The 24004-nt window shown below is 72.2% G+C and carries 20 protein-coding genes; 19 read left to right on the forward strand and 1 reads right to left on the reverse strand.

The window, feature by feature from the left end; translation table 11 throughout:
* The first annotated feature begins 22 nt into the window (after nucleotides 1-22).
* The 17 genes from DP939_RS07625 to DP939_RS07705 all read left to right on the forward strand — a co-directional run bounded on the left by DP939_RS07625 (nucleotide 23) and on the right by DP939_RS07705 (nucleotide 22014).
* Entirely contained in the window at nucleotides 23-1339 is a 1317-nt protein-coding gene (locus DP939_RS07625) for an ATP-grasp domain-containing protein (protein ID WP_199565005.1), read from the forward strand.
* Nucleotides 1336-2568, forward strand: coding sequence for an MFS transporter (locus DP939_RS07630; RefSeq protein WP_113979884.1), 1233 nt, complete (start codon nucleotides 1336-1338; stop codon nucleotides 2566-2568). Before DP939_RS07625 ends, DP939_RS07630 begins: the two co-directional genes overlap by 4 nt.
* A 38-nt stretch (nucleotides 2569-2606) precedes the next feature.
* On the forward strand, nucleotides 2607-8081 hold the full coding sequence (locus DP939_RS07635) for a type I polyketide synthase (RefSeq protein WP_113979885.1): 5475 nt from the start codon (nucleotides 2607-2609) through the stop codon (nucleotides 8079-8081).
* Between the two features lie 18 nt (nucleotides 8082-8099).
* Complete coding sequence (locus DP939_RS07640) at nucleotides 8100-8984, forward strand: 3-hydroxyacyl-CoA dehydrogenase family protein (RefSeq protein ID WP_113979886.1); 885 nt, start codon at nucleotides 8100-8102, stop codon at nucleotides 8982-8984.
* 12 nt (nucleotides 8985-8996) lie between these two features.
* The gene (locus tag DP939_RS07645) at nucleotides 8997-9248 is read left to right on the forward strand and encodes an acyl carrier protein (protein ID WP_111167523.1); all 252 of its coding nucleotides are present in this window, start codon (nucleotides 8997-8999) and stop codon (nucleotides 9246-9248) included.
* A gap of 14 nt (nucleotides 9249-9262) precedes the next feature.
* A complete protein-coding gene (locus DP939_RS07650; protein ID WP_113979887.1) occupies nucleotides 9263-10414 on the forward strand; it encodes an acyl-CoA dehydrogenase family protein in 1152 nt (383 codons plus the stop codon).
* The gene (locus tag DP939_RS07655; RefSeq protein WP_113979888.1) at nucleotides 10411-11460 is read left to right on the forward strand and encodes an HAD-IIIC family phosphatase; all 1050 of its coding nucleotides are present in this window, start codon (nucleotides 10411-10413) and stop codon (nucleotides 11458-11460) included. The genes DP939_RS07650 and DP939_RS07655 overlap by 4 nt, the downstream gene beginning before the upstream one ends.
* The gene (locus DP939_RS07660) at nucleotides 11457-12779 is read left to right on the forward strand and encodes an aspartate aminotransferase family protein (RefSeq protein WP_113979889.1); all 1323 of its coding nucleotides are present in this window, start codon (nucleotides 11457-11459) and stop codon (nucleotides 12777-12779) included. The genes DP939_RS07655 and DP939_RS07660 overlap by 4 nt, the downstream gene beginning before the upstream one ends.
* Before the next feature lie 23 nt (nucleotides 12780-12802).
* On the forward strand, nucleotides 12803-14659 hold the full coding sequence (locus DP939_RS07665; RefSeq protein ID WP_113980103.1) for an AMP-binding protein: 1857 nt from the start codon (nucleotides 12803-12805) through the stop codon (nucleotides 14657-14659).
* A 4-nt stretch (nucleotides 14660-14663) separates the two neighbouring features.
* Nucleotides 14664-16349, forward strand: coding sequence for a class I adenylate-forming enzyme family protein (locus DP939_RS07670; RefSeq protein WP_113979890.1), 1686 nt, complete (start codon nucleotides 14664-14666; stop codon nucleotides 16347-16349).
* A gap of 89 nt (nucleotides 16350-16438) precedes the next feature.
* Entirely contained in the window at nucleotides 16439-17245 is an 807-nt protein-coding gene (locus DP939_RS07675) for a 4'-phosphopantetheinyl transferase family protein (RefSeq protein ID WP_113979891.1), read from the forward strand.
* Complete coding sequence (locus tag DP939_RS07680) at nucleotides 17238-18158, forward strand: shikimate dehydrogenase (RefSeq protein WP_113979892.1); 921 nt, start codon at nucleotides 17238-17240, stop codon at nucleotides 18156-18158. Before DP939_RS07675 ends, DP939_RS07680 begins: the two co-directional genes overlap by 8 nt.
* Entirely contained in the window at nucleotides 18158-18829 is a 672-nt protein-coding gene (locus DP939_RS07685) for an HAD family hydrolase (RefSeq protein WP_113979893.1), read from the forward strand. Before DP939_RS07680 ends, DP939_RS07685 begins: the two co-directional genes overlap by 1 nt.
* Entirely contained in the window at nucleotides 18826-19476 is a 651-nt protein-coding gene (gene upp / locus DP939_RS07690; RefSeq protein ID WP_199565006.1) for a uracil phosphoribosyltransferase, read from the forward strand. The genes DP939_RS07685 and upp overlap by 4 nt, the downstream gene beginning before the upstream one ends.
* Before the next feature lie 86 nt (nucleotides 19477-19562).
* Nucleotides 19563-20474, forward strand: a complete 912-nt coding sequence (locus tag DP939_RS07695; protein WP_113979894.1) for an EamA family transporter — start codon at nucleotides 19563-19565, stop codon at nucleotides 20472-20474.
* Nucleotides 20475-20503: 29 nt separating this feature from the next.
* Nucleotides 20504-21451, forward strand: a complete 948-nt coding sequence (locus DP939_RS07700; protein ID WP_113979895.1) for a pseudouridine-5'-phosphate glycosidase — start codon at nucleotides 20504-20506, stop codon at nucleotides 21449-21451.
* A complete protein-coding gene (locus tag DP939_RS07705) occupies nucleotides 21448-22014 on the forward strand; it encodes an NAD(P)H-dependent oxidoreductase (RefSeq protein WP_113979896.1) in 567 nt (188 codons plus the stop codon). The genes DP939_RS07700 and DP939_RS07705 overlap by 4 nt, the downstream gene beginning before the upstream one ends.
* An 82-nt stretch (nucleotides 22015-22096) precedes the next feature.
* Here DP939_RS07705 and DP939_RS07710 read toward each other — a convergent pair whose 3' ends face one another.
* Nucleotides 22097-22585, reverse strand: coding sequence for a MarR family winged helix-turn-helix transcriptional regulator (locus tag DP939_RS07710; protein WP_113979897.1), 489 nt, complete (start codon nucleotides 22583-22585; stop codon nucleotides 22097-22099).
* Between the two features lie 74 nt (nucleotides 22586-22659).
* On the opposite strand from DP939_RS07710, the gene DP939_RS07715 reads away from it, so the two are divergent.
* Together DP939_RS07715 and DP939_RS07720 are read left to right on the forward strand one after the other, a co-directional pair.
* Complete coding sequence (locus tag DP939_RS07715; protein ID WP_199565007.1) at nucleotides 22660-23325, forward strand: FMN-dependent NADH-azoreductase; 666 nt, start codon at nucleotides 22660-22662, stop codon at nucleotides 23323-23325.
* Between the two features lie 34 nt (nucleotides 23326-23359).
* Nucleotides 23360-23980, forward strand: a complete 621-nt coding sequence (locus DP939_RS07720) for a hemerythrin domain-containing protein (RefSeq protein ID WP_199565008.1) — start codon at nucleotides 23360-23362, stop codon at nucleotides 23978-23980.
* Nucleotides 23981-24004 lie beyond the last annotated feature (24 nt).

Genomic DNA, 24004 nt, shown 5'->3' on the forward strand with positions numbered 1-24004 from the left:
TCACCCACGAGAGGAGGCCACAGTGCCACTCCAGAAAGCCGAGGCGTTCGTCCTCACCGGGTCGTACCACGTCATCAGCCGCAACCCGCGGTACCTTTCGGAGCTGCGCGCCCGGGGCCTGAAGATCCTGGTCATGACGCCCGCGAGCGGGCGGGCGGCGGCGCTGGCCGCGGCGGAGGAACCGGGCAACCCGGCCACGGCCATCGCCGACTTCGCCTTCGTCGAGGGTGACGTCAAGAAGGACGGTTCCTTCCTGCCCGGTTCGATCGCGGCCGTACGGCGCTGGCTCGCCGAGCACACCATCGTCGGCATCTGCGCGGTGGGCGAGACCATGGTCGAGCCGACCGGCGTGGTGGCCGACGCTCTCGGGCTGCGCTCGCCCGGCCTGCGCGCCACCCGCGCCTGCCGCAGCAAGTACCTCCAGCGGCTCTACCTGCCCGAGTTCAGCCCGGCCTCGCAGGTGCTCCCGCCGGGCGCGCGGGAGCCCGTGGCCGCCCGCTACCCGGTCGTGGTCAAGCCCGCCTCGCGGCACTCCAGCTCGGGCGTGTGGACCGCGCACGACGAGGCCGAGTTGCGCGAGCGGCTGGCCGAGTATCCCGATTATGAGACCCTGCTGGTCGAGGAGAAGGTGATCGGGCCGGAGTACTCGGTGGAGACCCTGGTACAGGACGGCAAGGTGATCTTCGCGTCGGTCACCTTCAAGCGCACCACCGACCAGGACTCCGACACCTTCGTCGAACTGGCCCACACCGTCACCGCCCGGCCGGGCCGGGAGCGGGACGTCCTGCTGGAGGCCAACCGGCGGATGCTGGAGAAACTGGACTTCCAGGACGGCATCGCGCACTCCGAGTGGCGCCTGACCGAGGACGGCACGCCGTACCTGATGGAGGTGGCCGCCCGCACCCCGGGCGACGGCATCACCGTGCTGTACCACCTGGCCACCGGCCGGCCGATCGAACCCGAGGTCGTCCGGATCGCGCTGGGCGAGACCGCGATCTACCCGCCGCTCGCCCGGCACGCCCGCGAGGTCTACCCCGAGCACACCCCCGGCGAGCTGCTGGACGTACGGCTGGACTGGCCCGGCGTCGGCCCCGAGTGGGTCGGCGACACCGCGCCCTGGCCGGAGCTGCGGCCGGGCGAGCCCGGCGACCCGCCCGCGCTGCGCGCGGTGTTCGTGCAGCAGGACCGCGGCGCGGCGCTGGGCCCGCTGCTGAGTTCGGCGGACCGGGTGGCGAGCTTCCTCATCGACGCGCCCACCCTGGACGAGCTGGACGAACTCGAACGACAGGTACGCGCCGCGCTCACCGTCGAGACCCGCCCGTTAGCAGGCCCGAAATGAGCGCGGGCACCGGCTCGGTCCTGCTGACCTGGCGGGAGTCGCCGATCGCGGTCAAGACGCTGCTGGCCGGGATCTTCGTCAACCGGCTCAGCGGCTTCCTGAACATCTTCCTGGTGCTGTACCTGACCGCCCAGGGGTACTCCCCGGACGCCGCCGCCTTCGCGCTCGGCGCGTACGGCGCGGGCGCGATGGTCGGCACCCTGCTCGGCGGCTCGCTGGCCGCCCGCCTCGGCACCAGGAACACCGTGGTCATCGGCATGGCCGGGTCCAGCGTGATGATCGCCTCACTGCTGTACCTGAACAGCTACGGCGTCCTGCTGGCCGCCGTCGCGCTGGCCGGGCTGACCGCGCAGATGTTCCGCCCGGCCTCGGCCACCCTGCTGTCCCAGCTCACCCCGGACGACCGGCAGGTCATGGTGTTCGCCATGTCCCGCTTCGGGATCAATTTGGGCGCCACGGCCGCGCCGCTGATCGGCTTCGGCCTGTACAACCTCCAGCGCCAGCAGTACGACCTGCTGTTCTGGGGGGAGGCGCTGATCGCGCTGGCGTTCGCCGTGGTGGCCCTGCTCACGCTGCCCGGCCGGGCGGACGAACGGCCGGTGACCGACGCGGGCGGGGAGGCGTCCGGGAGCTACCTGGACGTGCTCCGCGACCGCAGGTACCTCGTCTACCTGATCTCCACGCTGGTCCACACGGTCGTCTACGGCCAGTACCTGTCGACTCTGCCGCTGGACGTTGCGGCGTCGGGCGTGGACATCGTCTGGTACACGGTGGCCGTCTCGCTCAACGGATTCATCGTCATCGCTTTTGAACTGCTCACCACCAGGGTCACCCAGAGCTGGCCGATGCGGGTGACGATCGGGATCAGCTTCGCGCTGATGGGCGCGGGCATCGCGGTGTACGCGCTGCCGATGGGCCCCGCGGTGATCGTCATCGGCACCCTGGTGTGGTCGATCGGCGAGATCATCGGCGGCCCCGCCATCTTCGCCTACCCCGCCCTGATCGCCCCCGCGCGGGCCAAGAGCCACTACCTGGGCGGCTTCCACTTCGTCTTCGGCCTGGGCTCGGCCATCGGCCCGGTCGTCGGCGGCTGGCTGCTCGTGAAGCTGGGCCACGGCGTGTGGATCCCGCTGGCGATCGTGTCGCTGGCGGCCAGCCTCGTCGTCGTCACGGCCATCCGCAGGCCACAGCCTGCGCCCGAGAACACCCTGACAGGCCAGACCACCTAGCCGAAAACCCCGCAAAAGGCCGGAGGGACGCCTTCGTCATGCCCGAAAACGTTGACGCACACGACATCGCGGTGATCGGTACCGCCTGCCGCTTCCCCGGAGCCACCGGCACGGCCGAGTTTTGGCGGATGCTGCGGTCCGGCACCGAGCCGGTCACGGTCTTCACCGACGCGGAACTCGCCGCCGCAGGCGCGCCGCCGCACCTGATCGAAAGCCCCGACTACGTGCCGGCCGCGGGCGTCGTGGCCGACTCCGACGCCTTCGACGCCGGGCTGTTCGCGCTGAACCCCAAGGAAGCCACGCTGATGGACCCGCAGCACCGGGTCATGCTGGAGTGCGCGTGGGAGGCCCTTGAGGACAGCGGGCACGACCCCAAGAGCCCGCCCGGCCGGGTCGGCGTCTTCGCCGGCGCCTACAAGAACGCCTACCGCGGCCTGCTCGGCACGTTCACCGAACCGGCCGAGGCGTTCCTGGCCGGGGTGTCCACCGACGACGACTACCTGGCCACCAGGATCTCCTTCAAGCTCAACCTGAACGGCCCCTCGGTGACCGTGCAGACCGCCTGCTCCACCGCCCTGGTCGCGGTGCACATGGCCTGCGAGTCACTGCAGAACGGCTCCAGCGACCTCGCCCTCGCAGGCGGGGTGACCATCCGTTCCGGCGAGGTGCCCGGCTACCGGTACCACAAGGGCGGCATCTACTCCCCCGACGGCCACTGCCGGGCGTTCGACGCGGACGCCGAGGGCACGGTCATCGGCGAGGGCGCGGGCGTCGTCGTGCTGAAGCGGCTGTCCGACGCGCTGGCCGACGGCGACCGCATCCGCGCGGTGATCAAGGGTTCGGCGATGGGCAACGACGGGGCCGAGCGGGTCGGGTTCTCCGCGCCCGGCGTGGCGGGCCAGTCCCGGATCGTCGAAGCCGCGCTGCGCCGCGCCGCCGTCCACCCCGACACCATCGGGTACGTCGAGACGCACGGCAGCGGCACCCCGCTGGGCGACCGCATCGAGATCGACGCCCTGACCCGCGCCTACCGCGCGGCGGGCTGGACGGCGGGCTCCCGCCTGATCGGCTCGGTCAAGACCAACATCGGGCACACGCACGCGGCGGCGGGCATCGCCGGGCTGATCAAGGCCATTCTGACCCTGGAGAACCGGGAGGTCCCGCCCAGCCTGCACTTCGACCGGCCGAACCCGCGCATCCGGTTCGCCGAGTCGCCCTTCCGGGTGGCCGCGGCGCTCACCGAGTGGCGTTCCGAAGGGCCGCGCCGGGCCGGGGTCAGCTCCTTCGGCATGGGCGGCACCGGGGTGCACGTCATCCTGGAGGAGGCCCCGGAACCGCCCGCGGCTGCCGAGACGGACGGCGGGTGGCAGGTGCTGCCGCTGTCGGCGGCCGGTCCCGAGGCGCTGGAGTCGGCGACCGACCGGCTGGCCGACCACCTGGAGTCCCACCCCGAGGTCCCGCTGGACCAGGTGGCCCGCACCCTCCAGGCCGGGCGGCACGCCTTCCCGCACCGGCGCGCGCTCGCCGTACGCGACCGCGACGACGCCGTGGCCGCGCTGCGCGACCGCACGCCGCAGCGGGTGCTCACCTTCGCCGTGCCCGCCACCGAGCGCAAGGTCGCGTTCCTGCTGCCGGGGCTCGGCGAGCAGTACGAGCACATGGGCGCGGAGCTGTACGAACGCGACCCGGTGTTCCGCGAGCAGCTCGACCGGTGCTTCGACGTCCTGCTCGAACGCGCCGGGCTCGACCTGCGCCCGGTGCTGTTCCCGCCGCACCGGCGGCGGGCCGGCGGCGACGGCTCAGGCAAGGTGGACCTGCGCGCCATGCTCGGCCGGGCCGACGCCGCGTCCGCGCTGGACCAGACCCGCTACGCGCAGCCCGCGATGTTCGTCCTGGAGTACGCGCTGGCCCAGACCTGGGCGGCGCGCGGCATCACGCCGGACGGGCTGCTCGGCTACAGCCTCGGCGAGTTCGTCGCCGCCACGCTGGCCGGGGTCTTCACCCTGGAAGACGCGCTGTGGCTGGTCGCCGAGCGGGCCAAGCTGATCGACGAGCTGCCCGGCGGGGCGATGCTGGCCGTGCAGCTCCCCGAACCTGAAGTGACGGCCCTGCTCGGGCCGGAGGTGTCGCTCGCCGCGGTCAACGGCCGCGACCTGTGCGTTCTCGCCGGGCCGCCCGCGGCGATCGGCGAGGTCCAGGAACGGCTGAAGGCCGGCGGCGTCGCCGCCCGGCGGCTGCGCACCACGCACGCCTTCCACTCCAGCATGATGGACCCGATCATCGACCGGTTCACCGAGCTGGTCGCCACCGTGCCGCGCAGCCGCCCGGCCCGGCGCTATCTGTCCAACGTCACCGGCGACTGGATCACCGACGCCGAGGCCCAGGACCCCGCCTACTACGCCCGCCACCTGCGGCACACCGTGCGCTTCTGGGACGGCGTGCGCCGCCTGTGGGAGGAGCCGGGGCGGATGCTGCTGGAGGTCGGCGTCGGCCAGTCGCTCGGCTCGCTGGCCCTGCAGTCCAGGCCGCGCACCGCCGACGCGGGTTCGCTGGTGCTCGGTTCGCTGCCCGGTTCGGGCGACACCGCGTCGGACGCGCAGTCCATCGCGGCGACCACGGCCAAGCTGTGGGTCTGCGGCGTGGACACCGACTGGGACGGCGTGCAGCCGCAGCGGCGCAAGGCCGTACTGCCCGCCTACCCGTTCCAGCGCCGCAGGTACTGGCCCTCGGGCGGCCCCGCCGTACGGCAGGCCCAGCCCACCGAACCGGACGGCGCGCGGCGCAACCCCGCCGATTGGTTCTACACCCCGCACTGGGAGTCGCTGCCGCCCGCGCCGCCCCTCGCGGCGGACGGGCAGCGCTGGCTGTTGTTCGCCGACGCCGCAGGGGTCGCCGACAGGCTGGCCGGGCTGCTGGCCGGACGCGGCGCGACCCCGATACTGGTCCGGCCGGGCGACGGGTTCGCCGAACTGCCTGACGGGTCCTTCACCGTCGATCCGGCCGACGCGGGCGACTACGCGGCGCTGCTGCGCGCGCTGGAGGCCGGCGGCGGCGTACCGGCCAGGATCGCCCACCTGTGGCTGACCGGCCCGCGCCCGGCCGGCCCGTTCGCCGCCGAGGCGGTCGAGGCGGCCACCCGCGACGGCCTGACCGGCCTGATCGCGCTGGCCCAGGCGCTCGGCGGGACCCGGCTCACCGAGCCGGTCGAGGTCACCGTGGTCTCAAGCGAGATGCACGCCATCGTGCCCGGCGACGACGCGCAGCCCGCCAAGGCGCTCGCGCTCGGCCCGGTCAAGGTGTGGCCGCTGGAGAACCCGTCGATCACCTGCCGGAGCGTCGACCTGGGCGAGCCCGGTCCGGCGAGCGCGGAGGCGCTGCTGGGCGAGCTGGGCCGGGGCGTCGCGGCCGGTACCGGGGCCGAGGTGGTGGCGATCCGCGGGCGGCTGCGCCTGCGGCAGACGTTCCAGCCCGCCGACCTGGAGAGCCCCGGCGACGTCCGGCGGTTCCGGCAGGGCGGCACGTACCTGATCACCGGCGGGCTGGGCGGCATCGGCCTGTCCGTGGCCGCCCACCTGGCCGAGCACTACCAGGCCAACCTGGTGCTGGTCGGCCGCACCCCGCTGCCGCCGCGCGCCGAGTGGAACGCCGGTGGCTCCGAGCGGATCAGGGCGCTGCTCCGGCTCGAAGAGCTCGGCGGCACCGTGCTGTTCGCCGCCGCCGACGTCACCGACGCCGCCCAGGTCGGCGACGTGGTGCGGCAGGCCGTCGAGCGGTTCGGCGCGCTGCACGGCGTCGTCCACGCGGCCGGTGTCCCCGGCGGGGGGTTGATCCAGCTCAAGGACGCCGCCGCCGTGGCCAAGGTGCTCGCGCCCAAGGTCGCCGGGGCCCTGGCGCTGCGGGAGGCGTGCGCCGGGCGGCCGCTGGACTTCGTGCTGCACTGCTCCTCCGGCATCGCGGTCACCGGCGGCGTCGGCCAGGTGGACTACGCCGCGGCCAACTCCTTCCTGGACGCGCTCGCCGCCCGCGAGCCGGACTCCGTGTCGGTGAACTGGGACGCCTGGCGCGACATCGGCATGGCCGCCAAGTCGATCGCCCCGGCCACCCGGCCGGTGGACCACCCGTTCCTGGAACGGCGGCTGGGCGATGACCGCCTGTCGGTGTACGTGGCGCACTTCCACCCCGAGCGGTCCTGGCTGGTGGACGAGCACCGGATGCTCGGCCGCCCGGTCGTGCCCGGCGTCGGCCACCTGGAACTGGTCAGGGCCGCCTACGCGCACGCGGCCGGTCACAACGGGCAGGGCGTGGAGCTGACCGGCGTCACCTTCTACACCCCGATCGTGGTGCCGGACGCGGCGGCCAAGGAGGTCCGCGTCGTCCTCGAACGCACGCCGGACGGCACGGCGTTCGCGGTGGTCAGCGCGCACGACGACGGCTCGGGAACGCAGCGCTGGCAGCTGCACTCCACGGGCCGGGTCGGCGAGCTGACCGGCGAGCGCCCGCCCCCGCTGGACGTCGAGGCGGCCCGCGCGGGCATGCGCGATCTCGGCCGCCCGGACGGCACCGGCCCGATGGGCTTCGGCTCGCGTTCGCAGTGCCTGAGCCGGATGTACGTCGGGGACGGCCGCTTCCTGGCCCGGCTCGACCTCGCCGCCCCCTACCGCGCCGAGGTCGGCGACCTGCCGCTGCACCCGGCGCTGCTGGACATCGCGACCGCGTTCGTCGGCGTCCACCACGCCGAGGAGTTCCGCATCCCGATCCACTACGGCCGGCTGCGGATGTTCGCCCCGCTGACCGCCTCCCTCTACAGCTTCCAGGAGTACCTGGACGGCGACCGCGCCAGGAAGGAGACGGTCACCTCCGATGTGACGATCACGGACGAGGACGGGAACGTGCTGGTGCACGCCGACCGGTTCGTGCTCAAGCGGGTCCACGACCTGGACGACCGGCTGCGGGTGGCGCACGACGCCACGCCCGGCCGGGTGGAGCTGTACGACCTGCCGCCGCTGCCGGACGAGGACCGGCCGGAGTCCACCGGGTTCCTGCGCGCCGCGCTGGACCACGGCATGAGCGCCGAGGAGGGCACCGCAGCGTTCGTCAAGATCCTCACCTCGGGCGCGGCCCCGCAGGTCATGGTGAGCACCCGCGCGCTGGACGCGGTGCTCAGGGAGGCGGCGGCCGGCCGCGCGGCCCCCGGCGCGGCCGAGCGCCGCGAGGACGCCGCGACCGGCGCCCTGCACCCGCGCCCCGCCCTGCTGGTGCCCTACGAGGCGCCGCGCGACGCGCTGGAGGAGTCCCTGGCCGAGGTCTGGCAGGAACTGCTCGGCGTGGAGAAGGTCGGCGTCCACGACAACTTCTTCGAGCTGGGCGGCCACTCCCTGCTCGGGCTCCAGCTCGCGCCCCGGCTGCGCGAGGGCTTCGGCGTGGACCTGCCGATCGGCACGATCTTCGACGCACTGACCGTGGCCGGACTGGCCGACGTGCTCCGCACGGCCGGCGCGGTCGCCACCCCGTAACGACGGACTGGAGGAAACATGCCTGACAACGACAGCGGCATCCACACGATCGGCGTCATCGGCGCCGGTGTGATGGGCAGCGAGGTCGCCCAGGTCTTCGCCCAGTCGGGCTTCGACGTCGTGCTCGTGGACGTCACCGACCAGGCGCTGGACCGGGCCCGGCAGACCATCGAGCGCAACCTGCGCTTCCAGAGGATGCTGGGCGCGCAGCGCGGGCTGGCCGCGCCGCCCACCGTGGACCGGGCCGCGGTACTGGCCCGCATCCGCTTCACCACCCGGCTCGCCGACGCGGCCGACGCCGACTTCGTGGTGGAGAACGTCACCGAGGACTGGAACCTCAAGCGCCCGGTCTTCGAGGAGCTGGACCAGGTGTGCAAGCCGGACGTGGTGTTCGCGGTGAACACCTCGTGCATCCCGATCACCCGGGTCGGCGGGGTGACCGACCGGCCCAGCAAGATCATCGGCGCGCACTTCATGAACCCCGTCTCGCTCAAGCCGATGGTGGAGGTCATCCGGGGCTTCCACACCTCCGACGAGACCGTCCAGACCATGCTCGACCTGCTCGCCGCCATCGGCAAGGAGGGCGTCGTGGTCGCCGACTCCCCCGGTTTCGTCTCCAACCGCGTGCTGATGCTCACCGTCAACGAGGCCGCCTACCTCGTGCACGAGCGGGTGGCCGACGCCACTGAGGTCGACCGGATCTTCAAGGGCTGCTTCGGTCACACGATGGGCCCGCTGGAGACCGCCGACCTGATCGGACTGGACACGATCCTGCTGTCCATCGAGGGCCTGTACCAGGCGTTCGGCGACAGCAAGTACCGGCCGTGCCCGCTGCTGAAGCAGCTCGTCGACGCCGGTCTGCACGGGCGCAAGAGCGGCCGCGGCTTCCACGTCTACCAGTAGGAGGGCAATCCAATGGAAACGGTCAAGGCCAAGGTCAGGGAGTTTCTGCGCGGCTACATCGCCGACCACGAGTTCGCCGACGACGAGGACATCTTCGCCTCCGGCTACGCCAACTCGCTGTTCGTGATGCAGCTCATCTACATGGTGGAGCGGGAGTTCCAGATCACCGTGGGCGACGAGGACCTGGAGTTCGACAACTTCCGGTCGATCGACGCGGTGGCCCGGCTGGTCACCGCCAAGTCGGCCGTGCCCGCGGGCACCTGACGCGGGAGAGGATCATGCGCGCGGGTGTGCATTCACTCACCGACGTACAGAACAAGATCCTGCAGAGCCACCGGCGGTTCACCGAGGACGAGATCGCGCCGCACGCCAACGCCTGGGACCAGGTGGGCCGGGTGCCCCGCGAGGTGGTCGCCGCGATGGGCGCGGCGGGCTACCTGGGGGCGCTGATCCCCGCCGAGTACGGCGGCACCGAGCTGGACATGACCGAGTTCGGGCTGCTCAACGAGGCGATCGGGTTCGGCTGCTCCTCGGTGCGCAGCGTGCTGACCGTGCACAGCATGGTCAGTCAGGCCGTCACCCGGTGGGGCAACCCGGACCAGCGCCGGGCCTGGCTGCCCAGGCTGGCGAGCGGCGAGCAGGTCGGCGCGTTCGCGCTCAGCGAGGCCGAGGCGGGCAGCGACGTCGCCCAGATCGCCACGGTCGCCGAGAACGACGGGGACGGCTACGTCCTGTCCGGCACCAAGCGGTGGATCACCTACGGCCAGGGCGCGGACGTGTTCCTGGTGTTCGCCCGGCACAACGGCCGGCACAGCGCCTTCGTGGTCGGCCGGGACACCCCCGGCCTGACCGTCACCCCCATCGACGGCATGCTCGGCACCCGGGCCTCGATGCTCGCCGAGCTGCGGTTCGACAAGTGCCGGGTGCCGCGTTCGGCGCTGCTCGGCCGTCCGGGGTTCGGGCTGGCCCCGATCGCCGCGGCGGCCCTGGACGTGGGCAGGTACAGCGTGGCCTGGGGCTCGGTGGGCCTGGCCCAGTCGTGCCTGGAGCTGTCCCTCGGGCACGCCAGGGAACGCCGGGCGTTCGGCGGCCCGGTCTTCGACCACCAGCTCGTGCAGCGGCTGATCACCGACATGGCGACCGGCGTGTCCGCGGCCCGGCTGCTCTGCCTCCAGGCCGGGGAGCTGGTCCAGAGCGGCGCGCCCACCGCGGTCGCCGCCGTGTGGATGGCCAAGTACTGGGCCTCCACCAGCGCGTTCCGGGCGGCCTCGGACACCGTGCAGATCCACGGGGCCTACGGCTGCGACCCGGACGGCTCCCCGCAGCGACTGTTCAGAGACGCGAAGGTCATGGAGATCATCGAGGGCAGCACCCAGATCCAGCAGACCATGATCGCGCGCCTGGTGCCGTACGAGGAGAAGCGATCATGAGCGACCGCAAGCCGGTCAAGTGCCTGGTCTGGGACCTGGACAACACCCTGTGGGACGGCGTGCTGCTGGAGGGCGACGACGTGCGCCCCTTCCCGCACGCCGTCGCCACCCTCAAGGCCCTGGACGAGCGGGGCGTGCTGCACTCGATCGCCAGCCGCAACGAGCCGGAGCCGGCGCTGGCCAAGCTGCGCGAGTTCGGGCTGGAGGAGTACTTCCTGTACCCGCAGATCGGCTGGCAGCCCAAGTCGGCGTCGGTGAAGGCCATCGCCGCCGACATCAACATCGGCGTGGACACGCTGGCGTTCGTGGACGACCAGCCGTTCGAGCGGGAGGAGGTCGCGTTCGCGCTGCCGGAGGTGCTGACCCTGGACGCCGTCCAGGTGGCCGACATTCCCGGCATGCCGGAGTTCACCCAGCGGTTCGTCACCGCCGACTCGCGGCGGCGGCGGCAGATGTACCAGGCCGACCACCACCGGAAGACCGCCGAGGCGGACTTCGACGGCGCCCAGGACGCGTTCCTGCGCAGCCTGGACATGCGGTTCACGATCAAGGAGGCCGGGCGTGACGACCTCCAGCGGGCCGAGGAACTGACGCTGCGCACCAACCAGCTCAACACCACCGGCTACACCTACTCCTACGCCGAGCTGGAGTCCTTCCTGGACTCAGACCGGCACCTGCTGCTCACCGCCGCGCTGGAGGACCGGTACGGGCCCTACGGCACGATCGGCCTCGCGCTGATCGAGAAGGCCGAGACCGACTGGACGATCAAGCTGCTGCTGATGTCCTGCCGGGTGATGTCGCGCGGTGTCGGCACCATCCTGATCAACCACATCAAGCGGCTGGCCCGCGACGCGGGCGCGCGGCTGCTCGGTGAGTTCGTCCAGACCGGGCGCAACCGCCAGATGCTCATCACCTACAAGTTCAACCGGTTCACCGAGGCCGAACGCCGCGGCGACCTGGTGCTCTTCCAGGCCGACCTCGAAGCCATCCCGCCGGACCCCGACCACGTGCAGGTCACCATCCCGATGAGGAGCTTTAAGTCATGACGCAGACCTCTGTCAACCTCACGCATGCGACGAGCGAGCAACTGCTGGAGGCCACCAGGGCGGTCATCGCCGGCGGCGGCAGCAGCAACATGCGCAACATGGGCGTCACCGATCCGCTGGTGCTGGACCGGTCGGCGGGCTGTCGCGTGTGGGACGTCGAGGGCAATGAACTCATCGACGTGAACATGGGGTACGGCCCGCACCTGTTCGGCTACGCCGACCCGGACGTGCTCGGCGTGGTGGCCCAGCAGCTCCGGCTGGGCGCGATCACCGGCATCACCCACCGGCTGGACCACCAGGCCGCCGGGCTGATCGCGGCCACGGTGCCCTCCATCGAGCAGGTCAGGTTCGCCAACTCCGGCACCGAGGCGATCACCTCGGCGCTGCGCCTGGCCCGCCACCTGACCGGCCGCGCCCGCGTGGTGACCTTCGAGGGCCACTACCACGGGTGGAGCGAGACCGTCCTGCGCAAGTCGGCGATCACCAACAACGGCACCGACCCGACCGGCGCGGTGCCCGGCGCCCCCGGCATGATCCCCGGCGCGCTGGACTTCACCTACCAGCTCCCCTGGAACGACGTGGCCGCGCTGGACGCGCTGTTCGCCGCGCACGGCACCGAGATCGCGGCCGTCATCCTGGAGCCGATCTGCGGCAACGCCGGCATGGTCCACCCGCTGCCCGGCTTCGTGGAGAAGATCGCCGACCTCGCCGCCAGGCACGGCGCGCTGCTGGTGTTCGACGAGGTCATCACCGGCTTCCGGGTCGGCCTGAGCGGCGCGCAGGGCCTGCTCGGCGTGCAGCCGGACCTGACGATCGTGTCCAAGGTGCTGGGCGGCGGCTTCCCGGTCGCGGCGTTCGGCGGCAGCCGGGAGCTGATGGCCCCGCTGGCCCGCAACGAGGCGTTCCACGCCGGGGTGTTCTCCGGCAACCACGCGGCGATGTCCGCCGTGGTGGCGATGCTGACCAAGCTCACCGGCGACCCGTCGGTGTACGGCACGCTGGACGTGCTGTCCTCGTACGCCGAGCAGCGGCTGGCCGACGTCTTCGCCGAGGCCGGGCGTCCGGTGCGGATCACCCGGGCCGGTTCGGTGCTGTCGGTGGCGCTGCTGACCCGGCCGCAGGAGACCGAGTCCGACTACGACGCGGCCGTCCCGCTGATCGACTTCGCCGCCCACCGCAGGCTCCAGATCCTGTGCCAGCGGGCCGGCCTGTACTTCCACCCCAACCCGCTGGAGCCGTGGTTCCTGAGCACCGCGCACACGCCCGACGTCCTGGACTCGGTGGTGGCCACGGTCAAGGACTCGCTGGCCCGGCTGTGACCCTGAGCGGGAGCCGAACCGTCATGAGTGTTGACGTCCTCCGCGACGTGCTGCAGAGCCTCGGCGTGACGCGTGACGAGATCACGCCCGAGGCCCGGCTGCGCGCCGACCTGGAACTCAGCTCGGTGGAGACCACCGAGCTGGAACTGGAGCTGGACCGCGGGTTCGGGGTCAGGGTGGACCTGTGGGACGCCAAGGACTACCGGCTGGAAGAACTGGCCGAGCTGGTCCGAAAGGCGCGGGACAGGCCCCGGCTCGACATCCCGCGGGTGCCCGCCGCCGACCGCTACCGCGAGCTGGGGCTGTGGCGTCCCGAGACGCTGGACGCGGTGATCCTGCGGCAGGCGGCCACCCGTCCGGGCGCGGTGGCGCTGGTGTACGGGGCCCGCCGGATGACCTACGGCGAGCTGGCCACCGCCGTCGAGGGCGCGGCCGGGCGGCTGCGCGAACTCGGCGTGTCCGGGCCCGATCCGGTGGTCGTGCAGCTTCCCAACACCATCGAGTACGTCGTGCTGGTGCTGGCCCTGATGCGGCTCGGCGCGCCGCCGGTGCTGACGCTGCCGTCCCTGCGCGCGTACGAGCTGGACCGCATCCTGGAACTCACCCAGGCCACCGCCATCGCCGTGCCCGCCAGGCAGCGCCGCGCCGACCACCCCGCCATGGTGGCCGAGCTGCGCGGGCGGCACCCGAGGCTGGCCACGGTGCTGATCAGCGGGGGCGAGGGGCCGTCGGACCTGGTCCGGCTGTGCGCCCCCGAACCCGGGCCGGATGTCCCGCCGCCCGGCGCGGACGCCGCCGACCCCGCGCTGATGCTGCTGTCCAGCGGCACCACCGGCCCGCCGAAGGTGATGGTCCGCACCCACGAGGACTACGGCTACGTGGTGCGCACCACCACGGAGGTCGCGGGCGTGGACGCCGGCACCGTCTACATGGCGGTGCTGCCCGGCACCCACACCTTCACCCTCGCCTACCCCGGCATCCTCGGCACGCTCTCGGCCGGCGGCACCGTCGTACTGGCCGGGCCGGAGGACCCGCGCCGGGCGCTGGAGCTGATCCAGCGCGAGCGGGTCACCCACACCGCCGCCGTGCCCGGCCTGGTCGCGCAGTGGCTGGGGGTGCTGCGCGGCGAGCGGTACGACCTGTCCAGCCTGAAGGTGCTCCAGGTCGGCGGGGCCAAGCTGGACCCGGACCTGGCCGAGCAGGCGGTCAAGGTACTGCCCTGCACGCTGCAACAGGTGTACGGGATGAGCGAGGGCCTGACCAACTTCACCCGGCTGGACGACCCGATCCAGACCATCCTCGGCACCCAGGGCCGCCCGGCCACGCCGCACGACGAGATCACGATCGTGGACGAGGACGAGCGGCCGGTGCCGCCCGGCGAGGTGGGCCAACTGCTGACCCGCGGGCCGTACACCATCGCCGGCTACTACCGCGACCCGGAGGCCACCGCCAAGGCGTTCACCGCCGACGGCTTCTACCGCACCGGCGACCTGGTGAAGCTGCTTCCGGACGGCAACGTCCAGGTCACCGGCCGGGTCAAGAACCTGATCAACCGCGGCGGAGAGAAGGTCTGCGCCGAGGAACTGGAGGAGTTCGTCAGGCAGATGCCGGAGGTGGCGGCGGCCGGTGTGGCGCCCGCCCCGCATCCGGTGTACGGCGAGACCGTCTGCCTCTTCGTGGTGCCCGCCGGCCCGCAGCCGCCCGATCTGCTGGCCGTGCGCAGGTACCTGACCTCGTGCGGGCTGGCCGGGCACAAGCTGCCCGAACGCCTTGAGGTCCTGGACGCGCTGCCCGTCATCGGCGTCGGCAAGCTCGACCGGACCGCGCTGCGTGAACGCGCCCGCTCGCTGGAGTCCGTCAATCCCGCTTCTGGAAGGTAAGACCATGACGTTGTCAGAGAAGGCGCTGCTGAACATGGAGCAACGCCGGGAGTTCGCCGCGAAGCCCGATGTCGGCGGGGGCAACCTGCTGGCCTCGGCCATCGCGTTCAACCCGCACCCGGAGGCGCGGTTCATCCGCTCCGCCATCCCGATCACCATGCCGGACGGCTCAGAGCAGACCGATTTCAACCTGCTGGAACTGGATGAACTCGCCCAGAGCTGGGCGGTCTGGTATCTGAACAAAGGCGTCAAGCCCCGCGACCGGGTCGGCGTCTACATGCGCGACTCGTTCGCCTACTTCGTTCACTACTGCGCGCTCGCCTCGATCGGCGCCATCGCGCTGCTGGTCAACAGCAAGTCGCCGCGGGAGATCGCGGTCTCGCTGATCGCCAAGACCACCCCGGTCGGCCTCTACACCGACCGCGAGCACCTGGCCCGGCTGGGCGACGAGCTGGGCGACCTGACCAGCGTCCAGTGGGTGCAGCTCAGCGAGGAGCTGCCCGCGCCCCCGGCCGCCGAGCTGCCCGCGGAGGCGCGCTGGAAGCACGCCCCGGACGACCCGGTGTCGATCATGCACTCGTCCGGTACCACTGGCCTGCCCAAGCCGGTCACGCAGACCCACCGCTCCAGCGTCTCCGGGCCGAAGTTCCGGCTCACCACCGAGGACCCGACGCTCGTGCCGGGCGCGGTCATGCTCACCGCGATGCCGCAGTCGCACCTCGGCAACATCCACTACTCCACCTACGCGATCTTCGCCGGGACCCCGATCATCCCGGCCTTCGACCCCTCCCCCGAGGAACTGGTCGAGGCCATCCGGACGTACCGGCCCACCGCGGTCATGGGCTTCGGGCACACCTGCAGCGACCTGGCCGGGCTGGGCCTGGAGCCCGGCGCGCTGGACTCGGTCGGCCACTGGGTGACCACCGCCGACGCCGTCCACTACGAGCACATCCGCAAGGTGCTCTCGCTGCGCGGCCCCGGGCTGGCCCCCGCGGCCTGGCTGGACCGGCTCGGCACCACCGAGCTGGGCTGGGCGGTGCTGCTCAAGGTCACCACCCTGGCCTCGGAGCGCAACGACCGCTGCGTGGGCAAGCCGGTCGGCGTCTCGGAGGTGGCCGTGCTGCGCAAGGACGGCACGCCCTGCGAGGTCGGCGAGATCGGCCTGCTCGGCGCGGCCGGACCGGCGATCACCGCGGGCTACTGGAACGACGCCGACACCACCTACCGCAGCAGGCTCGGCGGCTACTGGTGCCCCGGCGACATGGTCTACCGGGACGCGGACAACAACTTCTACCACGTGGACCGGGCCGTGGACACCATCGAGACGGCCGAGGGGCCGGGGTACTCGGTGCTGATGGAGGAGACCCTGCTGGCCGAGGTCCCCGAGATCAAGGACGTCGCGGTGGTCGCCGCCCGGCTCGGCGGCGAGACCGTGGCCGTGGCCGCGGCGACCTCCGAGGGCGACGCCGTGGACCCGCAGCAGGTGCTGGACGCGGCCAACGTCGCGCTCAAGGCCGCGGGGCACCCCTCCGTCAATGTGCTGGAGATCATCGACGCGCTGCCCGTCGGCGTGACCGGCAAGGTGCTCAAGCGCAAGCTCCGCGAGCGGTACGCCGAGCTGGACGAACTGGTCGAGCGGGCCGGCACCGGGCGGGTGGCGGTCGCCGGCCGGGCCGTGGTGACCGTCTGACGGGCCCACCCCGCCACCGGACCGTGGGCGCGGGCATCTTCCCGCCCGCCCGCGCCCACGCCGGGGACGACGACGGATAGGAGACGCACATGGCGCAGATCCAGTTGCCGGTGCCCACGGGGGCCGCGCCTCCCGGACGCCTGCCGGCGCAGGGGGAGGTGTGGGTGTGGTGGACGCGGGTGCGGCCCGACCTCGCCGCGTCCTACCTCGCCAGGAACGCGATGAGCGCCGAGGAGGCCGCGCGGCTCGCCGCGATGCGCCGGGCCCCCGCCAGGGACCGGTTCGTGCTGGGGACCGCGCTGATCCGGGCCGCGGTGGGCCACCACCTGGGCGTACCGCCCGAGCGCGTGGCCGTGGACCGGCGGTGCGCCACCTGCGGCAAGCCGCACGGCAAGCCCGCGATCCCCGGCGGCTCCGGGCTGGAGATCTCCCTTTCGCACACCGACGCGCTGGTGGTCTGCGCGGTCGCCCGGCGTACGCCGATCGGCGTGGACGTCGAGGACGGCGCCGCGCTGCTGGACGGCGACGCGGTCGCCGGGATGGTCCTCGCCCCCGGGGAGGAGACCTTCTACCGGGACCTGCCGCCGGACGACCGGCGCGCGGCCCTGCTGACGTACTGGACCAGGAAGGAGGCGCTGCTCAAGGCCACCGGGGACGGCCTGCGGGTGCCCATGCGCAGGATCGAGGTGTCCGGGCCGAGGGAGGACCCCCGCGTGATCCGCTGGGAACAGGGCCCGGACCCGGAAAGCCTGTCCATGGTGACGCTGCGCGGGCCCGCCGGGCGGTTCCTCGGTCCCGCGGTCGCGGCGCTCGCGGTCATCGGGGAACCGCCCCACCACCTCGTCGAACTCGACGCGACGTCCACGTTCACGGCAAGGAGTGATCACGATGGCTGAGGGCACGCACTCGGTGCTCGCGGGGCTGATCGGAGCGGGCATCCAGGGCTCGCTCAGCCCCGCGCTGCACGAGCACGAGGCCGAGCACCACGGGCTGCGGCTCGTCTACCGGCTGATCGACATCGACGAACTCGGGCTCGGGCCCGACCGGACCCCCGACCTGCTCGCCGAGGCCCTGCGCATGGGGTACTCCGGCCTCAACATCACCCACCCCTGCAAACAGGCCGTGCTCGACCACCTGGACGAACTGTCCCCCGAGGCCGACGCCATCGGCGCGGTCAACACCGTCGTCTTCGACGGGGTGCGCGGGGCGGGCGGGATGCGGGCGATCGGCCACAACACCGACTGGGCCGGGTTCGCCCGGGGCCTGACGCACGGGCTGCCCGGCGCGGGCCTCGGCGAGGTCGTCCTGGTGGGCGCCGGGGGCGCGGGGGCCGCGGTCGCGTACGCGCTGCTGAACCTGGGCGTCGAGCGGCTGACCGTGGCCGACGTGGACCCCCGGCGGGCCGAACTGCTGGCCAGGAAGATGGACGGCCGGTTCGGCGGCTCGCGCGTCCACGCGGGCCTCACCTCCGACCTGGCGGCGCTGATCTCGCGGGCCGACGGCGTGGTCAACGCCACGCCCATCGGCATGGCCGCGCACCCCGGCGTGCCGTTCTCGCCGCGGCTGCTGCGGTCCGGCCAGTGGGTGGCCGACCTCATCTACGCCCCCGCCGAGACGCGGCTGCTGCACGAGGCCGCGAAGCTGGGCTGCCGCACGATCAACGGCGGCGGCATGCTCGTCCACCAGGCCGCCGAGGCGTTCGGCCACTTCACCGGCCTCCGGGCGGACGCCGAGCGGATGCTCGCCCACTACCTGTCCCGTACGGCACGGCCCCGCGCCCTCACCCTGTCCTCGCCTGGATACCGCTGATGACAAAAGTCGTGATCTTCGACCTGGACGGAACGCTCATCGACACGCCGAACGCGATCGTGGCGGCGTTCAACGCGACGTTCACCGGCGCGGGCCTGCCGGAGCGGGAGGCCGCCGCCATCCGCCGGACGATCGGCCTGCCCCTCGAACGCGCATTCGGCGACCTGACCGGAGTGCCGCTCACCGACCCCGCCATCGCCGATTTCGTGGCGGGCTACCAGGCGCACTTCCGGGGCACGATCCTGCCGAAGGCGGCGGAGCTGGTGTTCCCCGGCGTGGCGGACGGCCTGGCCCGCCTGGCCGGGCTCGGCGTCACCCTGACCGTGGCGACCAGCAAATTCCACCGCAGCGCCATGGACATCCTCACCAGCGCGGGCCTGCGCGACCACTTCGAGATGGTCGTCGGGGCCGACCAGGTGACGCGGCCCAAGCCGGACGCCGAGTCCAGCGTGATCATCCTTGAGGCGCTGGGCGTGGCGCCGGAGGACGCGCTGGTGGTCGGCGACACCACGCACGACCTGCTGATGGCCCGGGCGGCGGGGGTCGGGTCGGTGGCGGTGACGTACGGCGTGCACGGGCGGGAACTGCTGGCGACGGCCGGGCCCGAGCTGATCGCCGACACGTTCGGCGAGGTGGTCCGGTACGTGGACGCCGAGGTACAGGTGTCATGAGCGTCCCTGGCAACGTGACCCTGCTCCCGCAGACCGATCACCTGCGGGCCATGCACACCGTCATCCGCGACCGGCACGCCGCGCAGGCGGACTTCGTCCACTACTCCAACCGGATCATCCGCCTGCTGCTCGAGGCCGCGATGGAGCTGATCCCGGTGGAGAAGCACGAGGTCACCACGCCGGTCGGCGCGACGTACGCCGGGCTGCGGCAGGCCGCCGAGGTGTGCGCGGTGCCGGTGATCAGGGCCGGGGAGAGCATGGAGCCCGAACTGCGGGCGATGTGCCCCGGCATCCGCATCGGCAAGATCCTCATCCAGCGCGACAAGACCACCAAGCTCCCGCACCTGTACTACACGCACCTGCCCCCCGGCATCGCCGGTCATCACGTACTGCTGCTCGAACCGATGCTGGCCACCGGCGGGTCGGCGGGGGCGGCCATCAAGGTGCTGCTGGACCACGGCGTCAGCGAGGAGCACATCGTGTTCGTCAACCTGCTGGCCTCCCCGGAGGGCCTGGCGGCGCTGGCCCGCGCCCATCCGCGGGTGCGGGTCGTGACCTCCTCCATCGAGGAACGGCTGAACGAGGACGCCTTCATGGTCCCCGGCATCGGCGACTTCGGGGACCGCTATTTCGGTACGGCGGCCTGAGTGACCCGAGTGGCCTGGTTTTCCGGGATCAACGGCCGCGCATAAAAGTACCGACACCCACTCCACCACGGATTTCAGGTGACGCGATGCTCAAAGACCGGATCGCCTCCACCTCGGTCGTGACGGCCCTCGCCCCCGCCGTCTGGGGAAGCACCTATATCGTCACCACCGAGCTGTTACCGCCGGACCGCCCATTACTGGCCTCCACCATGCGCGCGTTACCGGCCGGGCTGTTGCTGCTGGCCATCGGCCGGACGGCGCCGCACGGCATCTGGTGGCTGCGGACCATCGTCGTCGGGGTGCTGAACATCGGCGCCTTCTTCTATTTCCTGTTCGTCGCGGCCTACCATCTGCCCGGCGGGGTGGCCGCCCTGGTCGGGTCGATCCAGCCGCTGGTGGTGCTGATCCTGGGCGCGCTGCTGCTGAAGGACCGCATCCGGGCGCACCACCTGATCGCCTGCGCGGTGGGCTCGGCGGGCGTCGGCCTGCTGGTGCTCCAGCCCGAGGCGGCGCTGGACACGGTGGGCGTACTGGCCGGTCTGGCCGGGGCGTGCAGCATGGCCGCCGGGATCGTCCTCACCAAGCGGTGGGGCCGGCCGCCCGGGATGGGGGTGCTCACGTTCACCGGGTGGCAACTGTCGGTCGGCGGCGTCGTGCTCGTGCCGGTCACCCTGCTGGCCGAGGACCTGCCCACCACGCTCACCCGCGAGAACGTCATCGGATTCACTTATCTGGGCGTCGTCGGCGCGCTGTTCGCCTATTCGATCTGGTTTCGCGGAATCGAACGGCTGCCCGCGCTGGTGATGCCGTTCCTGGGTTTCGTGAGCCCGCTGGCGGCCACCGCGCTGGGCTTCTTCATTCTGGGCCAGGCGCTCACTCCGGTGCAGATCTTCGGGGCGCTGGCCATCATTCTCGCGGTCCTGCTGGTCCAGCCCAGAAAGAAACGGACGAGCGACCCGGTCCCGGCGGGCGAACGCGTTTCCCAGCGCGCCGGATGAAACAGAACCATCAACCAAGGAGGTGACGCGTGACAACCCACACCCCCCTGCCGATCGACCTCGGTGAAGAGGTGGCGGCGGCACTGGCCGCCGGGGACTCGATCGTCGCGCTGGAGTCCAACGTCATCACCCACGGGCTGCCCTACCCGGACAACGCGCTGACCGCCCGGAAGGTCGAGGACGCGGTACGCGCCGGTGGCGCGGTCCCCGCCACCATCGGCATCGACGCGGGCCGGATCATCGTGGGCATGGGCGAGCGGGACATCGACCGCTTCGCGTCCACCCCGGGCATCCCGAAGGTCAGCAGCAGGGACCTGCCGGTGATCCTCGCCAGGGGCGGCACGGGCGCGACCACGGTCGCCTCGTCGCTGGTCGCGGCCGAACTCGCCGGGATCACGTTCTTCTCCTCGGCGGGCATCGGCGGCGTGCACCGCGGCGCGGAGACCACGATGGACATCTCCGCAGACCTCGTGCAGTTCACCCGGTCCAAGGTGGCCGTGGTGTGCGCGGGGGCCAAGAACATCCTGGACCTCAAGCTCACCCTGGAGTTCCTGGAGACGCACTGCGTGCCGCTGATCACGTACCGGTCGGACGACTTTCCGGCCTTCTACTGCCTGTCGAGCGGGCTGCGCTCGCCGCACCGGATCGACGACGAGAACGTCATCGCACGGACGGTGGACCACCACTGGGCCCTGGGCGGCGCGGGCGGCGTGGTCATCGCGACCCCGCCGCGCGAGGAGGACGCGATCGACCGGGACGAGGCGGAGGCGGCCATCGAGCAGGCGCTGGTCACCGCGCGGCGGGACGGGGTGAGCGGCAACGCGATCACCAAGTACCTGATGCGGGCGGTGGACGAGCTGACCGGAGGGCGTACGGCGGAGGCCAACATGGCGGTACTGATCAGCACCGCCGAGGCCGGCGGCCGGCTGGCCGCGGCCTACGCCCGCCACGTCCGCGACCTGGTGGCGGTGTCATGAGCGCCCCGGTACGGCTGGCCGTCATCTACTACTCCGCGACCGGGCACTGCGCCGAGATCGCCAAAGAGATGGCCGAGGCGGCGGAGAAGGCGGGCGCGGAGGTACGGCTGCTCGGCGTGGTCGAAGGCATGACCGAACGAGCCGCCACGCCGGAGGACGTCGAGTGGGCGGACGCGGTGCTGTTCGGCACCCCGACCCGGTTCGGCAACGTGTCGGCGCAGCTCAAGCAGTTCATCGACGGGCTGGGCGGGCTGTGGGGGCGCGGCGGGCTGGCGGACAAGGTCTACAGCGGCTTCGTCACCACCTCCACCCACCACGGCGGCCACGAGTCCACCCTGCTGGCGCTGTACACGTCGATCCACCACTTCGGCGGCGTGATCGTCGCCCCCGGCTACACCGACCCGGTGAAGTTCACCGACGGCAACCCGTACGGCACCTCCCACGCCACCGTCAAGGGCACCAACCCGATCGGCGACCAGACCCGCGCCGCCGCCCGCCACCAGGCCCACCGCGTCGTCCGCCTCACCACCGCCCTCAAACACGGCCTCCCCCAAAGCGTCTAGTACTACGGGGTCCGGGGTTCTCCTCGGGCCCCGTCTTTCATTTTCGCGCGGGATTGGAACGTTCCAATCGCGCCCGGTCCGGCTATCGCGGGGAGTCGTCGAGGCTTTCGGCGATGGAGCAGAGGTCGATGTGGTGGTCGGCGGAGTTGAGGTGGCGGGCCAGAGTGCACAGCAGGGCCTGGAAGGTGCTCGCGTCCTCGCCGAGGACCGCGAGCAGGCAGGCCTCCATCGCGCGCAGCGCGGTGTGGCGGTCTTCGCGCAGGGCGCGGCCCTTGGCGGTGGCGACGATGCGGCGCTGGCGGCGGTCGGCCGGGTCGGGGCGGCGCTCGACGAGCCCCGCCTGCTCCAGGTCGTCGATCAGGTACGTCAGGACGGTGCGGTCGATGCCCAGCCGCTGCGCGAGCGTGCCCTGGTTGGCGGGGGTGTCACTGGTGGCCTCGGTGAGGAGCTGGTAGCCGCGGGGACCGCCCGGGATGCCGCTCAGCACATGGCCCGCCGCCTTGGCGTAGCCGCGGAAGGACGCGCCGAGCATCCAGCCGAGATCCCCTTCGACCAGAGTTTCGTCCGCCATGCGTTCATCCTAGCATTTTCTGTTTCGCCGATCTTCTGCTATACAACATATCTACACGGCAACACACTTTGGCGATGACGAGAGGAACCGGCATGCGCCTGTTCAGGATCGACGCGAGCGTCCGCGCGGAGGGGTCGGTCACCCGGGAGGTGGCCGACACGGTGCTGGGCGTCTGGCGCGAGGCACACGCGGAAGGCACACTCACCCGCAGGGACCTGCGTACCGACCCGGTCCCCGCCTCCGCCTGGCAGAGCCTGGTCGGCTCCCCGCCGCCGCCGCTGCACGAGGCCGACCAGGCCCGCGCGCTGGCCGCGAAGCTGGCGGACGAGCTGGTCGAGGCCGACGCCTACCTGTTCGCGGTCCCGCTCTACAACTTCGGGCCCTCCCAGCACTTCAAGACCTGGACCGACCTGGTGCTCACCGACCCCCGCTTCGCCCCCGGCGCGGAAAGGGCTCTCACCGGCAAGCCCGCCGTACTGGTCACCGCGCGCGGCGGCGGCTACGGACCGGGCACGCCCAGGTGGGGCTGGGACCACTCCACCCCCTGGCTGGTCCGCATGCTCCAGGACGTCTTCGGCTTTAACCTCCAGGTCAGCGAGGCAGAGCTGACCCTGGCCGAGGTCAACCCCGCGCTGGCCCCGCTGCGCGGCCTGGCCGCCGAGTCGCTGGCGGCGGCGCACCGCTCCGCCCGCAGGCACGGCGAGTTCCTGGCGGCGCAGGTGGCGGCCGGAGTCGCGTGAGATGAACGATCGCGGGCCTGAGCAGCGTGTGCGGATGCCCGGGAAGGTGCCGCGTACGCCGTTCGCGGTCTCGCCGACCCCTGACGACGGCGTACGGCTGAGCGACCGGCGCGTCTGGGACGAGGCCACCCGGCCCACCGGCCCCGCGCCGGACCCGGACCGCCACTACACCCCCCACGAGCAGGCGAGCGGCCGGCAGCTGATCGACGTCCACGACCACCTGCGCCACGAACTCGCCCAGGTGCGCGCCCTCATGGAGCAGGTCATCGCCGGCGCCACGGACCCCGCGACCGCCCGCTCGGAGATCAACACGATGACCATGCGGCAGGACGCCTGGCGGCTCGGCGCCTACTGCGCCTCCTACTGCAGCATCGTGGCCGCCCACCACACCCTGGAGGACCAGGCGCTGTTCCCGTACCTGCGCCGCGCCGACCCACGGCTCGCGCCCGTGGTCGATCGGCTTGAGCGGGAACACCACGCGATCCACGGGGTCCTTGAGGAGATCGACCGTGCGCTGGTGGCCCACATGACCACCCCCGGCGGCCGGGACGACCTGCGATCGGCGGTCGATCTGCTCACCGACACGCTGCTGTCCCACCTGTCCTACGAGGAGCGCGAACTGATCGAGCCCCTGGCCCGCCTCGGCTTCACCTGATCCCGGGCACCGCCGCCCGCCGGG

Origin of the sequence: Spongiactinospora rosea, assembly GCF_003315795.1 — a bacterium.
GTDB lineage: Bacteria > Actinomycetota > Actinomycetes > Streptosporangiales > Streptosporangiaceae > Spongiactinospora > Spongiactinospora rosea.